Source organism: Maribacter aquimarinus, assembly GCF_047345505.1.
Classification (GTDB): Bacteria; Bacteroidota; Bacteroidia; order Flavobacteriales; family Flavobacteriaceae; genus Maribacter.
The window spans coordinates 142,746-156,838 of record NZ_JBLFEO010000002.1 but is presented as its reverse complement, the minus strand read 5'-3'; the positions used below and the strand labels follow the sequence as shown (position 1 = coordinate 156,838).

Below are 14,093 nucleotides of genomic sequence, written 5' to 3'. Positions count from 1 at the left end.
TTGGAAAGCCTTGGGGAATATGGGTATCCCCACGGTTCCTAAATCACTTGCCTGCAAAAAAGATATGCCACAAGGCATATGGGCAAAATGGGCAGGTATCACGATCTGAGCATCCCAATGTGGGGAATGCCATCTTCCAGATACCCCTCCCCAACTTGCTCAAAGCCCAGTTCTTGGTAAAATTTTTTGAGATGGGTCTGGGCAGATATTTTAATGGCCCTTTCCTTGAACCTTTCTTCAATGGCCGCAATGGAGGCCTTCATGATCACTTTACCGTAACCATGCTTTCTTTGGGTCCCCTGCACCACTACCCGGCCTATGGCGGCCTCTTTAAAATAGAGCCCAGGTTGAAAAATTCGGGTATAGGCCACCAATTCCCCATTTTTTATGCCCAACACGTGCAGGGCCCGATCATCCTTTCCGTCCAAATCCTGGTACACACAATCCTGTTCCACCACAAACACCTGGGTGCGCAGTCGCAAAAGCTCGTAAAGTGTATGAACATCAAGTTCCCCAAAGGTCTTGGTAACAATTTCCATTTTCAATCCTGTACTATGATCTGTTTGCTGTCGCACTTTCCAAATTCGGGCTGTATGTTCACGTGGTTTATGCCGTATTGGTGATACAGTTCGGCTTCGATCTCCATTAAAATGACATCAAATTCAGACAGGCGAATGTCTTCCTTAAAATCTATGTGTGCCTCCAAATGTACTTCATCCTCATTTAACTGCCATACGTGCACATGGTGCACATTTTTCACTTGCTCCCATTTTTTTATGGCATCTACCAGCTGTTGTACCTGAATGCTGTTCGGGGTAAAGAGCATGAGCACCCTAGTAGCGTTCTTCAGCAGGTCATATCCCATGAATATAAGGTAAATGGCTATGGCCAGGGTAAGCAGGGGATCTACCCAATACCACTGAAAAAAACGCATCAGCAGACCGCCTATGAGCACGGCCACCGACGCCATCATATCCGTGAACAAATGGAGGTAGGCAGACTGCATGTTCATGTTGTCCTTGGAATCTTTCCGGAGCAACAGCACACTGAAACCATTGCCCGCAATGGCCACCAAAGAAAGCCAAATGACCAGGTTGGAGGTAATTTCCTGGGGGTCCATAAAACGTTCCACCGCCTCTTTTATCAAAATAATGGAAACGATCATGAGCGAGGCCGCATTTACAAATGCCGCAATGATCTCTGCCCGCTTGTAACCAAAGGTCTTGTTCACCGAAGCGCGCTTTTTGGACAGTTTGGTGGCCACATAACTGATGACCAGGGAAAGTACATCGCTAAAATTGTGAAGTGCATCGGATAAAAGGGCCAGGCTTCCCGAAACAATGCCACCCACCACCTGCGCCAAGGTAATGACAATGTTCAAAAAAATGGAAATGATAAGGTTTCTCCCCTTTAGATCTGGATGTGCATGATCATGACCAATGTGTGCGTGTCCCATAATATCTTGCAAAAGTACGCCCATGGGCATGCAAACTACTTGCATTCATTGCATACCCCGCCAAAGCTAAGGTACACATCTTCCACTTGTGAGCCATCCTTAAGGTAAGGTACCGGCATGGGATGGCCTGGCAAACAAAATAATTTCCGGCAATGTTGACATGAAAAGTGGGGGTGCCGATCCAAATGCCCTTTTTCCGTGCAATCTTTCTGGCAAAGGGTATACTTACGTTCCCCGTCCGGGGTCACCACTGTGTGCAACACCCCTTTATGGACAAAGAGCCGCAAGGTTCTGAAAACAGTGGAGGAATCCGAAAAGTAGAGCTGGTCACAGACATTTGCCAAAGAAAGCCCGGTACGCTGGCTTAAAAAAAGGCGCAGCACCATTACCCTTGTTGGCGTGGCCGCAATGTCCTTTCGCTTTAAAAAAAAGGGTGCACCATGGTCTTCCATACGTTTAGGTACAGGGAATTTTTTCTATACGTCTTTCATGGCGGCCTCCCTCAAAAGAAGTGCTTAGAAAAACATTGACCATTTCCAAGGCCTGCGGCAAAGAAACATATCTGGCCGGGATACTGAGAATGTTGGCATCATTGTGCTCACGGGCCAATTGGGTGATTTCCTTGTTCCAACAAAGGGCGGCACGCACCTTTTGATGTTTGTTGGCCGTCATGGAAGCTCCGTTTCCACTGCCACAGATAATGATGCCCAGAGCCACCCGGGCCTGTTCCACGTCTTCTGCCACCGGATGTACAAAATCAGGATAATCCACACTGTCCGTACCGTCCGTGCCGTAATTGATCACTTCCATTTCCTTGGACTTTAAAAGTCCAACAATGGCCAACTTATATTCTGTTCCGGCATGATCGTTGCCAATGGCTATTCTCATTTTAGGTGGTTTATGCGTTTGTGCTCATAACTTTAAAAATAGTGGGGCTTCCTTTGGTCCACAAAAATACAATAAACCTATGTTCACCACAATAAAAGCTGTTTTCACAACAAATTAAAGGAACATGAAAAAAAGTAGCTGTTAATTGCAAAGGAATAAAAAGGTATTTCCCTTTAAGAAGATGTTCATAACTACTGACGTTTATTTTAAGGGAATGAACTCTTAAAATTGTACTGCAAAAAATAATCGAGTTCTCCTAATTTATCTTTTCCAAAATAGTTGTCCTCTTTTCAAATGGTAGGTATGGGTTATTCCCAATGACCCATGTAAAAAGTTATGAAAAATAGCTGTTGACATAAGTTGTTAACCGCCAACCATAACTTTTTTAAAACGATGGTTTTCAACGTACTCTTCAGTTAATGGATTGTTCACAAAAAACCATAAGCTCGCGTGTCAAGACATGATCCAAAAAGTTATACGGCTTATCAACATCCTATCATAGACACCATTTTTTCTTTAAAATTTTAAAACAAAAAAAATATGGGTGTTATAATTGTTGATAACCCAAGGGATACAATGAAAAGTATTGAAGGCGAAGGCGCAACAGATTATAATTCGTAATTTTCGCACAAATTAAAGATTGAATGTCAAATAGAAACAAAAAGACGAGAAACCACAGGAAGAACGAGATTACAAAGGGAATTTTCAACGTATTGGAAAAAGAGCCCAATAAAGATTTCAATTATAAACAAATCGCTGGAAAACTAAGCATAACAGATGCCCATGACCGCAATACATTGATCAAGCGCCTGAACCAGCTCAAAGAGAGCAAGCGCATACAGGAGCGCGATCGTGGAAGGTACCAAGCCCTGGAAGATGCCAGGGACCATTATGAGGGTGTGGTGGACCTTACCAGCAATGGCAATGCCTACATCATCGTGGAAGATCTGGATGATGACATTTTTGTCCCCAACCATAAACTGAACAAGGCCTTTCACAAGGACAGGGTAACCGTATTGGTGAACCAGGGAAGAAAGGGAAAGAAAAAGGAAGGGGCGGTAAAGGAAGTTCTGGAGCGCCACAAGACGGCATTTGTGGGGGTCGTGGACATGCAAAAATCCTTTGCCTTTGTTAGGCCAACGGACGGCAAGATGTACACCGATATCTTTGTCTCCAAAGATAAATTGGGAAAGGCAGAGGATGGTGACAAGGTGATTGTGGAAATAACGGACTGGCCAGACCGTGTGGACTCCCCTTACGGTAAGGTGGTAGAGGTGCTGGGGAAACCTGGTGAGCACCATACGGAGATCCATTCCATATTGGCAGAGTACGGTCTGCCCCACGAGTTTCCGGTGGAGGTACAGCGCTTTGCAGACGAGCTGGATACGGAGATCAAGGAAAGTGAGATCAAAAAGCGCAGGGACATGCGCGATGTGCTGACCTTTACCATTGATCCCAAGGATGCCAAGGATTTTGACGATGCCCTTTCCTTTAGGGTATTGGACAACGGAAGCTATGAAATAGGGGTGCACATTGCAGATGTGTCGCATTACCTAAGGGAAGGAACTGTTCTGGATGATGAGGCCTATGAACGGGCCACTTCGGTCTATTTGGTGGATCGGGTGGTACCCATGCTACCGGAGATATTGAGCAACAACGCCTGTTCATTAAGGCCCAATGAGGAAAAATATACCTTTTCTGCGGTGTTTACCATGAACGATAAGGCCCAGGTAACGGACCAATGGTTTGGAAGAACAGTTACCAATTCCAACGAACGTTTTGCTTACGAAGAGGCCCAATACATCATAGAGCATGAGAATGGAAACATCCCTGCGGAGGTATCCATAAGGGATGGGGCCTACCAAGTGTCCGGGGAAGTGGTGCAGGCCACCCTCACCATGCAACGTTTGGCCAAGATCATGCGAAGGTCGCGTATGCAAAAGGGCGCCATTTCCTTTGACAAGGTAGAAGTCCGCTTTAATCTAAATGAGGAGAACCAGCCCATAGGGGTGTACTTCAAGGAAAGTAAGGACGCCAATAAACTCATTGAAGAGTTCATGTTGCTGGCCAATAGAAAGGTGGCGGAGTACATAGGAAAGCAGAAAAGCAAAAAAACATTTGTGTACAGGGTGCATGACGATCCCAATGAAGACAAATTAATGGCACTGAACGGTATTGTTTCAAGATTTGGGCACAAGCTCAATTTCAAGGACAAAAAGAGCATCAGCGCTTCCCTGAACCAGCTGTTGGAGGACGTAAAGGGAAAAAAAGAGCAGAATTTGGTGGATACCCTGGCCATTAGAAGTATGAGCAAGGCCATATACACCACGGACAATATAGGGCACTATGGCCTGGCCTTTGATCATTATACCCATTTTACATCGCCCATACGGCGTTATCCGGATGTCATGGTACATAGGTTGCTGCAGCACTATTTGGATGGGGGCAATAGTGCCAAGGAAGCGGAATATGAGGTGAAGTGCAAGCACGCATCGGACATGGAATACCTGGCCGTAAGTGCAGAGCGCGATTCCATAAAGTACATGCAGATCAAGTTCATGCAAGACCACCAAGACCAGGAGTTTGTTGGGGTGATCAGCGGGGTAACCGAGTGGGGCATCTATGTGGAGATCATTGAGAACAAGTGCGAGGGCATGGTTCGCATTCGGGACATAAAGGGAGATTATTATATCTTTGATGAAAAGGAGTATGCCATTGTGGGAGAACGGACCAAAAAGACCTATCAGTTGGGAGATGAGGTCGTGGTGATGGTGAAGAACACGGATCTGGTAAAGCGTCATTTGGATTTCTCCCTGCTCGGAAAGAACGGGTAGCCCCCTTTTTTGGAATGGAATTTGCCCTAAGGCCTTTACTTTACGTGTGTTAAAACCTATGAAATGAAGCATATCATAGTGCTACTGTTCCTTATGGGCACTTTTGTGGTGTCTGCGCAGGGCGGGTCCGAAACCAGGAGCTTAACGGCATTTACCGAGCTCAAGGTCTTCGATGGGCTTTCCGTGAATCTGGTGCCTTCCACAGAGAACAAGGCCGTGCTCACCGGTGAAGATCTGGACAAAGTGGTCATCGTGAACAATGATGGGATCTTGAAGATACGGATGCAGATCACCAAGTTCTTTAGTGGTTACAAGACCTTTATAGACCTACATTACAGTGCGCCCTTGGTCATTATAGATGTGAACGAGGATGCGCTCATACAGGGGGATACCGAGATGGAGCAGGATATCCTGGAGTTAAGGGCCCAGGAAGGTGGTGAAGTCAAGGTGCAGGCCAAGGTTAGTCAAATGTTGATCAAATCCGTTACCGGGGGCATCATCACGGCAAACGGCACGGCAGAGGCCCAGGATGTGCAGATCAATACCGGGGGAAAGTATTTGGGCAGTAAACTACTGACCAAAATATCTACAGTGAACGTCAATGCCGGCAGTAAGGCGGAAGTATTTGCCACCGATTATGTGAAGGCCAGTGTTAAGGCCGGTGGGGAAGTGCTGATCTATGGAAACCCCAAGTCCCTGGATGAGAAGACGGTCTTTGGGGGCGTGATCACCAAAATGTAGGGGCATGATGGAAGATGTACAGGCAGCCATACCGTTGGGCTTTTTATTGAGCTTTATGATCGGCCCTGTATTCTTTGTGTTGTTGGAAACCAGTGCTTTCAGGGGATTTAGGGCGGCCTTGGCTTTTGACGTGGGGGTGTTTGTGGCAGACATACTATTTATTGCCATTGCCTATTTCAGTAGTTTTCAATTGTTGGAGAACTTGAGCAACCAGCCAGGGCTCTATGTTTTTGGTGGCGTGATATTGGTGGTGTACGGGGCCACCATTTTCTTTAAAAGGGGAATGCCCAAAGGAGCGCACAAGACCCGTATCAAAACCACCAAGAGTGGTTATCTGGGGCTGTTGCTAAAAGGTTTTTTGCTCAATTTCATAAACATAGGGGTGCTGGTGTTTTGGTTGGGGGTCATTATCGTGGTGGGTCCCAGCTTGGACAATGACAGTGACCGCATTTTGGTATTCTTCGGCGCCATGTTGCTCACTTATTTTATAACCGATCTGGTCAAGATTTTGTTGGCCAAACAGCTACAGAGAAAATTGACCTCGAATAGGATCGTGATGATAAAGAAGACCATAGGTTTGGTGCTTATCATTTGCGGGATGGTTTTGATAACCAATGGTTTTTTGCCCAGGGACACCTTTGATCTGGAAAGGGAGCTCGAAGACATTGGGGGTCCAGACAAAGACAAAAGCGGCCCGGAGGCCCCTTTTCAATGGGAATAGGGTAGGATTACAAGCCCTTGTGTTAAAGTAATTACCGGGTAAAAAAAGGATTAGTTGGCCTTGTAGTCGTCGTTAAGGAGTTTTACGATGGCATCGGTAAGGTCATGGGCTTCCTTACCGTAGAGTACGCTGCCACCGTCCCCACCACCGAGAATATAGCTGTATCCATTGGCCTTACCGTAAGCTTTGATTTGTTCTTTTACCTTGCTTACGATACTGTCCATTTCAGTTTGGCCCTCCGCCTGTAGGGCGGCATCTTGTTGTTGCAGTTGTTGTCCCAACACTTGGCCGCGTTGCTGAAACTGTGCATATTCTTCCTGGGCCTTTTGCTGGGACATGCTTTGGGCTTTTACCTGAAAGGCCTGTGCTTCCATTTGGAAAGCCTGCGAAATACTGTCTCGCTTTTTGGCCAGGGCATCCGCCTTTTCTTTAAAAGCGGCTTCTACGTCAATTTTTTCTTGGTAAGCATCCATAAGGGCAACGTTGTCCACAAAGCCAATTTTTTCCTGCTGGCAGGATAGAAGGATGAGGGTACTAAGGGCAAACAATAAATTCTTCATGTTTTTTAATTTGATTCGCGCAAAAGTAAGAAAGCTTTTGTAACTGTGACGTGGTGGGGTCGCGAATTAATAGAATTGATAAATCTTATATAAAAACCTTCTTAGATAGAAGAAGTATATTATAAAGAGTCTATTTTAAGGGTGTTTGAGGAATTTTCATCGAAATGGAATAGTTAGGGTAAAATGACACAAAGAAACTCCAGGAGAGGAACTGAAAAGAAGTTTTTATGTTTTTCGAAGGACATAAATGCGGGAAGAATGTTCTTTTGATTGTATTGCTTGAATGTTTGATAGTAAAGCTATTATAAACGCAGAGAAGTAACGATGATGTCCGTTTTTATATTTTTCGGATAAAAGGCTGACATAAAAGGCATCCAGGGGCATGCCCTTGGTCGTTTCAATTTTCATGCGGTGCTTCCTAAAGATGGCTTCAATGCTGTTTCTGGAAAAGTGCCAGAGATGTCTTGGGGTGTCATAGGCGGCCCAGTAGTGTTTATAGTATTGGGCGTCATAGGATTTATAGTTGGGTACCGCAACAAGGAGCTTGCCATTGGCTTCCAGGAGCGATGTAATGTTGGAAATGCTCTGGTCAAGGTCAGGTAGATGCTCCAGTACGTGCCAGAGGGTAATCATATCGAATTGCTGTCGGGGAAGTTGACCCAGATGTTCACAAACGGAAATTCCTTTGTTTGTTGCTGTTGTTCTCGCTTTTTCATTGGGCTCCGTGCCATAGACCTCAAAACCCTTTTCCTGGAGATAATGGAGAAAGTCGCCCGTACCTGTACCAATGTCACAGATGGTTTTGGCGGTGGGGTGTAGTTTTTTGATAAGGTTGTATTTGGATCGGAGGTTTAAGGATTTTGCCCAGCTGTATAGAACTGTAAAAAATGTTTTTTTGGAAGTGCCGTGCGAAATGTAGTCATCAGATTGGTAATATTTTTCAATGTGCTCCGGTACGGGGCGCGTTTCCAGATAGTCCATTTCGGGATGATGCCATAGTTCAAAACGTTCCTGCGTAAGGAAATGATCTTTTGTGGTGAGATAGTGTTTCATGGCATCAAGAGTGAAAGAAAAGAATGGGGATAAGGGCAAGACCTGTCTTGACCTGATCGTTCCACGTGGAACATAATGGCTAGTTATCTACCCAAATGAACAAGCAGCACACTGATATCACTGGGAGTAACACCACTGATGCGCGAGGCTTGTGAAATTGTGGTGGGCTGTATGTCGTTCAGTTTTTCCCGGGCTTCATAGGAGATGGATTGGATGTTACTGTAGTTGAATTGGGCAGGAATTTTTACGTTTTCCAGGCGTTGCAATTTATCGGCATTCGTTTTTTCTTTGGCAATGTAGCCTGCGTATTTCACTTGTACCTCAGTTTGTTCCAGCACGTCAGGGCTTAGGTCTTCCTCAAGGATAAAGCGGGAGACCGGCTCCAACTGTCGCATATGGTGCATGGTAAGCTCGGGACGTGAAAAGAGCTTGTACATTTTATCCGATTGTTTGATCGGAGCCGATTGCACCCTTTCCAGTATGGGATTGATGGCTTCGGGCAAGACGCTGGTTTTCTTGAAAAAATCCACAAAAGCCTTGGATTTGGCTTCCTTTTCTTCCATTTTGCGCAGGCGTTCGTCAGAGGCAAGTCCCAAATCGTGGCTTTTTGGGGTAAGTCGTAGATCGGCGTTGTCCTGTCTCAAGAGGGTGCGGTACTCCGCCCGGGAAGTGAACATGCGGTACGGTTCCTCGGTGCCCTTTGTAATGAGGTCGTCTATGAGCACGCCGATGTAGGCTTCGTCCCTTTGTAGAACAAAGGGGTCTTTTTCATTTATTTTCAAATGGGCGTTTATGCCGGCCATCAGGCCTTGTGATGCCGCTTCCTCGTAGCCGGTGGTGCCATTGATTTGGCCGGCAAAATAGAGGTTGTCGATCAATTTTGTCTCTAGGGTGTGCTTTAATTGGGTGGGCGGAAAGAAATCGTACTCAATGGCATAACCAGGTCTAAAAAACTTCACATGTTCAAAACCGGCCACCGATCGCAACGCCTTGAACTGGACATCTTCGGGAAGGGAAGTCGAGAACCCGTTCACATACACCTCTACCGTATGCCACCCTTCGGGCTCAATGAACATCTGGTGGCGGTCCTTATCGGCAAAACGATGGATCTTATCCTCAATGGAGGGACAATATCGGGGGCCAATGCTCTTTATACGGCCGTTGAACATGGGCGAACGATCAAAGCCTTCCCTTAAAAGGTCGTGTACTTGGGGACTGGTATATGTCATGTGGCAGGCCCGTTGTTCTGTAAGGATAGGGGTATCGGTATAGGAAAATTTATCGGGTTGTTCATCTCCGGGCTGTAAGCTCATCTTGGAATAGTCAAGGGATCGGCCGTCCACCCTAGGGGGCGTACCTGTTTTCATCCGTCCACTTTTAAAACCGAGGTCCGTAAGTTGGGCCGTGATACCGGTGGCGGCGCGCTCCCCTGCCCTACCGCCACCAAATTGTTTTTCCCCAATATGGATGAGTCCGTTAAGGAAGGTGCCGTTGGTGAGCACCACGGACTTGGCATAAATGGCAATGCCCAAGGAGGTGGTGACCCCCACCACGGTGCTTCCTTCCACGATGAGTCCGGAGACCATTTCCTGGTAAAAGTCAACGTTCGGGGTTTTTTCCAGGGCCCAACGCCACTCCTCTGCAAAGCGCATGCGATCGTTCTGGGTGCGTGGGCTCCACATGGCCGGACCCTTGGATTTGTTGAGCATCTTGTACTGTATGGCCGATTTATCGGAAACGATACCGCTATACCCGCCCAGGGCATCAATTTCCCGCACGATCTGGCCTTTGGCAATGCCGCCCATGGCTGGGTTGCATGACATTTGGCCAATGGTCTGCAGGTTCATGGTGATCAACAGGGTCTTGGAACCAAGGTTTGCGGCCGCCGCTGCGGCCTCCGCGCCGGCATGGCCGCCCCCCACTACAATAACATCGTATTTTTCTCCAAACATAACTCAGCGTTCCACGTGGAACATGTTTATTTTCTCTTCTTCTTTTGCTCTCATCAGGACACCATCCTGTTCAGATTTGTCCTTATAGCCCATAAGGTGCAGCAGGCCGTGCACCATGACCCTGCACATTTCCTTTTCAAAAGTTACCTGGTAATGTTGGGCATTGTCGGCCACGCGTTCCACAGAAATAAAAATATCTGCGGACAGTGTGTTTCCCATCACATAATCAAAGGTGATGATATCCGTAAAGGAATCGTGATTTAGATACTCCTTGTTTATTTGTAGCAGGCGTTGGTCGTCACAAAAGACATATGCAATGTCCCCAATGGAAAAACCCTCACTGGCCGCACAGGCCACCAACCACTTTTTGAAACTGGATTCCTTTTCCAACCCAAATCCGGTCTCATAATGAAAATGGATCATTGCTCTTTGAAATAGGCCTTTACCCGGTTTTTGAAATTTTGGCGCAAAGGTAATGCTTGTCTGTTTAAAACTTCCACCTCGTTTTTATAATTCTGTAGTAATGAGGGTTTCGTGATAATGGGATTGCTAAAGTCGCGCAGATTGGTGTTGCTTTCCCTTTCCTTTTTTTCCCCTTGCTTCAATGTGGCATTTTCCAACTGCATCAGTTGGTGGCTAATGGTGTTCATTTTGTTCCGGGTACGTTCGGTAATGCCGTTTTCCAGAAGATCGTTTTCAAAATCTTCCATTTGCTGCAAGAGCTTTTCGCCCAAGTTGCGGTCTTCGGCATTGATCAGGTCCTTTAACTGCTCCTCCAGGGCCTGCCGGATGCGCTGTTGCTCTTGATAGATCTCATAAAGCTCCTGCAGGGCCAATTCCCCCGATCCCGCTGAGCCTTGTCCCTTGCCTTCGCCATCGGCCCCCTCGCCGTTTTGGCCCTGTTCTCCTTCAGAACCCTCCCCGCTTTGGCCATCACCTCTTTTCTTACCGTCTGCTCCGGACATCCCGTCTTGGCCCTTTTGTCCTTCTGACGCTCCTTCGCCCTCTTTTCCTTGGCTCCCTTCCTGCCCAGCTTTTCCCTGTTGGCCTTGTTGCCCCATTTTTTCCTTTAATTGGCCTTGGCTAATGATAATGTCCGGAAGTTTGAAGCCCCCTCCGGAACCTTGCCCCATTTGCATGCTCTGCTGCATGTTTTCAAGAACGTCCGCCAAAAAATCGGCCAGGCCGTTGGAGGCGTTCAACACATATTTTTGGTGAGATACCCCTTGGTACATCTGCCCATCGGCCATACTTTCCAAGGATTTGTCAATGTTGTAATAGACTTCGGTGACCTGTTCGTTCACAAATTCCGAAAGCTCGGCTTGTCTCAGGGAAAGGGCAAAAAGACTGTCGTCCACGTGTTCAAAGAGATTTCGGAGCTCATTTTGGTCGCGAACGGTTCGGGAGTACTGGTTCAGGTCCTGTTCTTCCCGCTGGCTCAAGGCATCGAACAACGCTTCTTGCTTAAAGGAAAAGAGGATGAGGTTGTCTAAGATCTGTCTCAGCATTTCGGCATCTTCCGCAACGGAGGACCCACTGGCGCCCCCGGCCGAAGAGCTGGAGAGGGCCTCGCTCATTTCTTTCATTTTTTGGGCGGCAGACTGTTGTTTCTTTTTCGCCTTGTCCTTTGGGTCGTCCGGACTGCCGCCTTGGGCGTCCTCTTGTTTTTTAAGGGCGTCAAGGGCCTCCTGTTGGTCTTGCTGTACGCCCTCTTTCGTATCCTTGTCAATTTTTAAACCAATTGGTTTTTTAAGTGCCCCGTCATCTTTCTTCAATTCGTCCAAGTCTTTTGAAATCTTGTCAAACGCCTTGTTCAGCTCTTGTTGGGCCTCCGTGCCGTTCTCGTTTTGCTGCTGGGGCAGTTGTTCTTGTTCCTGGGACAGTTTTTCCAGTTCCCGTGACAACTGCGCCGCTTTTTCGGTAACGTAGTAACGCTTGGTCAGTTCCAGGATCTGCTCCAGGCTGCGCTTGCTGTTCTGCTGCTGTTTGGCCAGCTCTTCCAAACGTTTGCCCAGCTCGTCCTTGTTGATCTTGTCTGCCAATTTGTTCAGTTCCTCCAAGAGTTTTTGGTTCTTTTTTGCTTCCATTTCCTGCCGTTCCAGCCGTTCTTGCAGCAATTCGTTCAAGGCATTGGATCGCTCTTCCTTGCTCAGGTTGTCCTTGAGCTCTTTGCTGAACTTTTCCATCATGGCCTCCTGTTGCTCTTGCTTTTGGAGGAAGTCCCGCACTTGACTTTTATCGCTAAAGTTAAGGCTGCTTTTTTCCTTTTGTTCTTTGGTGAGTTTTTCAAGGCGTTCCTCTTGTTCCTTTGCCCTTTCCAAACTGCGGTCCAGGTTTTGTATGAGCGATTCCTGGGTCTCCAGGTCACGGTTCTTTAGGGCATCCCCGTCCAGTATGGTATGGGTATAGCGTGCGCTCTTGGTGGTTTTGCCCCCACGGATGCCATCGTTGTCCGTTACCTCAAAATAAAATTCATAATCCCGGCCCGGAACAATGGTAAGCCCGGAAGGATAGGTATAGTAAAAAGGGGCGAAATTCCCGTTGGGGGAAAGCAGGGAAATGCGCTCTGCCGCCGCCTCATCCCCTTGTGGATAATGCACCAGGTCTATTTTGGCCACGCCGTGGTCATCACTGGCCTCGCCCTGATAATAGGAAACATTGGGATTTAGCGAATCCAAGACCTGGGTGGCCGCAATGACCGGGTAGGCATCCTTAACCACACTGAAGCCATAATCCAAACGTTCGTGGTCCCTCACCTCCGCGCTCGATGTGCTAATGGTGTAGTCCAGGTTGGAATACACCGAGCGCTCAAGGGAAAAGGCATCTCCCGTTTTCTGAAACGATTCCGTAGTGTCCTTGGTGATCAGGTCAATGTCTTCCGCATCTTTGCCCAAAATATTCCAGCGCACCTTGGTGCCCTCGGGCAAGATGGCGTTTCCAGTGCTGTTGATCACCTCCTGGGGCTTGTTCAGGTAGGAGGGGTAGGTAAGGGTCAAGGCAAAGTCCAAGATGGCCGGTGGCTTCAATGCCGTGAGCACATACTCCCGCGAGCGAACATCATTTCCCCTGAACCGGAAGGTGGTGGAACGTATGGGGGGCGAAAGGGTATGGCGGTACACCCCATTTTCCTCTGCCAGCAAGAGCTCTTTGCCATGGATCGACAAAAACACATTTTCTGGGCGCAGTTCACCTTCCGTGCGCACTTCCAGGGTGTAGGGTTCGCTCTCCAAGGTTTTCAAGTCTGCGGAGAGCAATTGAAAGGAAAACGGAGCGGGACGTTCATAGGCCACGTCATAATTCACCACCCGTTCATAGCTCCCCATGAAGGAAGACCATTGCCCACTTGCCCACACCAGCCCCGCCACCAAAAGGGGCAGCACCAAATATTTTGCATTACCCAAGGCCGCCCGGTAGTCTATGGCCTTGGAGAAGGGAATGGGGCGCAGCTGTTGGGAACGTTGCTCCATACTGGCCAAGAGCAGCTCCGATCGTTCCTTGTTTTCCGCAAGGTCCAACAGGTTAAAGAGTTTGTCTCCCACTTCCGGGAAATGGGTGCCGATCATTTTGGCCGCATCCTTGGGGCCTATGCCCCGGCGCAATCGAAACAACTGAAACAAGGGCACTAGGATGTGCACCACCGTGAGCAGCCCCAGCATCAACACAAAGAAGAGAAAAAGCAAAAGCCTGCCCGTGCCACTCAACCAGAGCGCATACTCCACGCCCAGCGTGATCAAAAAGAAAAGACCGCCCAGGGCCAGGAACAGCAGCACCCCTTTCAACAATTTTTGGGTATAGTACTTTTTTATGAATTGATTGAGCTTCCGAAGAATGTGATGATAAACGACCAAAATCCAGTATATTTAATACCAAGATAAGCCGAATACCATC

At 47.6% G+C, this 14,093-nt stretch carries 12 protein-coding genes; 3 read left to right on the top strand and 9 right to left on the bottom strand.

Annotation, left to right across the window (positions count from 1 at the left end; genetic code table 11):
* Positions 1 to 98: 98 nt before the first annotated feature.
* The 4 genes from ACKWCC_RS02110 to rpiB are packed head-to-tail and all read right to left on the bottom strand — an operon-like array spanning position 99 to position 2,344.
* On the bottom strand, positions 99 to 539 hold the full coding sequence (locus ACKWCC_RS02110; RefSeq protein ID WP_413994243.1) for a GNAT family N-acetyltransferase: 441 nt from the start codon (positions 537 to 539) through the stop codon (positions 99 to 101).
* A 2-nt stretch (positions 540 to 541) separates the two neighbouring features.
* Entirely contained in the window at positions 542 to 1,456 is a 915-nt protein-coding gene (locus ACKWCC_RS02105) for a cation diffusion facilitator family transporter (RefSeq protein WP_413994242.1), read from the bottom strand.
* A gap of 35 nt (positions 1,457 to 1,491) precedes the next feature.
* Positions 1,492 to 1,908, bottom strand: coding sequence for a Fur family transcriptional regulator (locus tag ACKWCC_RS02100; protein ID WP_413994241.1), 417 nt, complete (start codon positions 1,906 to 1,908; stop codon positions 1,492 to 1,494).
* Positions 1,909 to 1,912: 4 nt separating this feature from the next.
* The gene (rpiB, locus tag ACKWCC_RS02095) at positions 1,913 to 2,344 is read right to left on the bottom strand and encodes a ribose 5-phosphate isomerase B (protein ID WP_413994240.1); all 432 of its coding nucleotides are present in this window, start codon (positions 2,342 to 2,344) and stop codon (positions 1,913 to 1,915) included.
* A gap of 644 nt (positions 2,345 to 2,988) precedes the next feature.
* Between rpiB and rnr the strand changes: the two genes are divergently transcribed.
* The 3 genes from rnr to ACKWCC_RS02080 all read left to right on the top strand — a co-directional run bounded on the left by rnr (position 2,989) and on the right by ACKWCC_RS02080 (position 6,640).
* Positions 2,989 to 5,178, top strand: coding sequence for a ribonuclease R (gene rnr / locus ACKWCC_RS02090; protein ID WP_413994239.1), 2,190 nt, complete (start codon positions 2,989 to 2,991; stop codon positions 5,176 to 5,178).
* A 63-nt stretch (positions 5,179 to 5,241) separates the two neighbouring features.
* Complete coding sequence (locus tag ACKWCC_RS02085) at positions 5,242 to 5,919, top strand: head GIN domain-containing protein (protein WP_413994238.1); 678 nt, start codon at positions 5,242 to 5,244, stop codon at positions 5,917 to 5,919.
* A gap of 4 nt (positions 5,920 to 5,923) precedes the next feature.
* Positions 5,924 to 6,640, top strand: a complete 717-nt coding sequence (locus ACKWCC_RS02080; protein WP_413994237.1) for a LysE family translocator — start codon at positions 5,924 to 5,926, stop codon at positions 6,638 to 6,640.
* 50 nt (positions 6,641 to 6,690) lie between these two features.
* Here the strand turns inward: ACKWCC_RS02080 and ACKWCC_RS02075 are convergent, their stop codons facing one another.
* From ACKWCC_RS02075 to ACKWCC_RS02055, 5 genes are all read right to left on the bottom strand, one after another.
* Positions 6,691 to 7,200: an OmpH/Skp family outer membrane protein gene (locus tag ACKWCC_RS02075; RefSeq protein WP_413994236.1), complete on the bottom strand. Its 510-nt coding sequence runs from the start codon at positions 7,198 to 7,200 to the stop codon at positions 6,691 to 6,693.
* A 225-nt stretch (positions 7,201 to 7,425) separates the two neighbouring features.
* Entirely contained in the window at positions 7,426 to 8,253 is an 828-nt protein-coding gene (locus ACKWCC_RS02070) for a class I SAM-dependent methyltransferase (protein ID WP_413994235.1), read from the bottom strand.
* Positions 8,254 to 8,336: 83 nt separating this feature from the next.
* Positions 8,337 to 10,205: a tRNA uridine-5-carboxymethylaminomethyl(34) synthesis enzyme MnmG gene (gene mnmG / locus ACKWCC_RS02065; RefSeq protein WP_413994234.1), complete on the bottom strand. Its 1,869-nt coding sequence runs from the start codon at positions 10,203 to 10,205 to the stop codon at positions 8,337 to 8,339.
* Between the two features lie 3 nt (positions 10,206 to 10,208).
* The gene (gene ybeY, locus ACKWCC_RS02060; protein ID WP_413994233.1) at positions 10,209 to 10,628 is read right to left on the bottom strand and encodes an rRNA maturation RNase YbeY; all 420 of its coding nucleotides are present in this window, start codon (positions 10,626 to 10,628) and stop codon (positions 10,209 to 10,211) included.
* Entirely contained in the window at positions 10,625 to 14,053 is a 3,429-nt protein-coding gene (locus ACKWCC_RS02055; protein ID WP_413994232.1) for a hypothetical protein, read from the bottom strand. The genes ybeY and ACKWCC_RS02055 overlap by 4 nt, the downstream gene beginning before the upstream one ends.
* Positions 14,054 to 14,093: the final 40 nt, after the last annotated feature.

Bases quoted from the DNA above. Each gene is read 5' to 3' on its own strand.
- rpiB (WP_413994240.1), bottom strand. From the start codon at position 2,344: ATGAGAATAGCCATTGGCAACGATCATGCCGGAACAGAATATAAGTTG.
- ACKWCC_RS02075 (WP_413994236.1), bottom strand. From the start codon at position 7,200: ATGAAGAATTTATTGTTTGCCCTTAGTACCCTCATCCTTCTATCCTGC.
- ACKWCC_RS02105 (WP_413994242.1), bottom strand. From the start codon at position 1,456: ATGGGACACGCACACATTGGTCATGATCATGCACATCCAGATCTAAAG.
- rnr (WP_413994239.1), top strand. From the start codon at position 2,989: ATGTCAAATAGAAACAAAAAGACGAGAAACCACAGGAAGAACGAGATT.
- ACKWCC_RS02100 (WP_413994241.1), bottom strand. From the start codon at position 1,908: ATGGAAGACCATGGTGCACCCTTTTTTTTAAAGCGAAAGGACATTGCG.
- mnmG (WP_413994234.1), bottom strand. From the start codon at position 10,205: ATGTTTGGAGAAAAATACGATGTTATTGTAGTGGGGGGCGGCCATGCC.
- ACKWCC_RS02070 (WP_413994235.1), bottom strand. From the start codon at position 8,253: ATGAAACACTATCTCACCACAAAAGATCATTTCCTTACGCAGGAACGT.
- ACKWCC_RS02080 (WP_413994237.1), top strand. From the start codon at position 5,924: ATGATGGAAGATGTACAGGCAGCCATACCGTTGGGCTTTTTATTGAGC.
- ACKWCC_RS02085 (WP_413994238.1), top strand. From the start codon at position 5,242: ATGAAGCATATCATAGTGCTACTGTTCCTTATGGGCACTTTTGTGGTG.
- ybeY (WP_413994233.1), bottom strand. From the start codon at position 10,628: ATGATCCATTTTCATTATGAGACCGGATTTGGGTTGGAAAAGGAATCC.
- ACKWCC_RS02110 (WP_413994243.1), bottom strand. From the start codon at position 539: ATGGAAATTGTTACCAAGACCTTTGGGGAACTTGATGTTCATACACTT.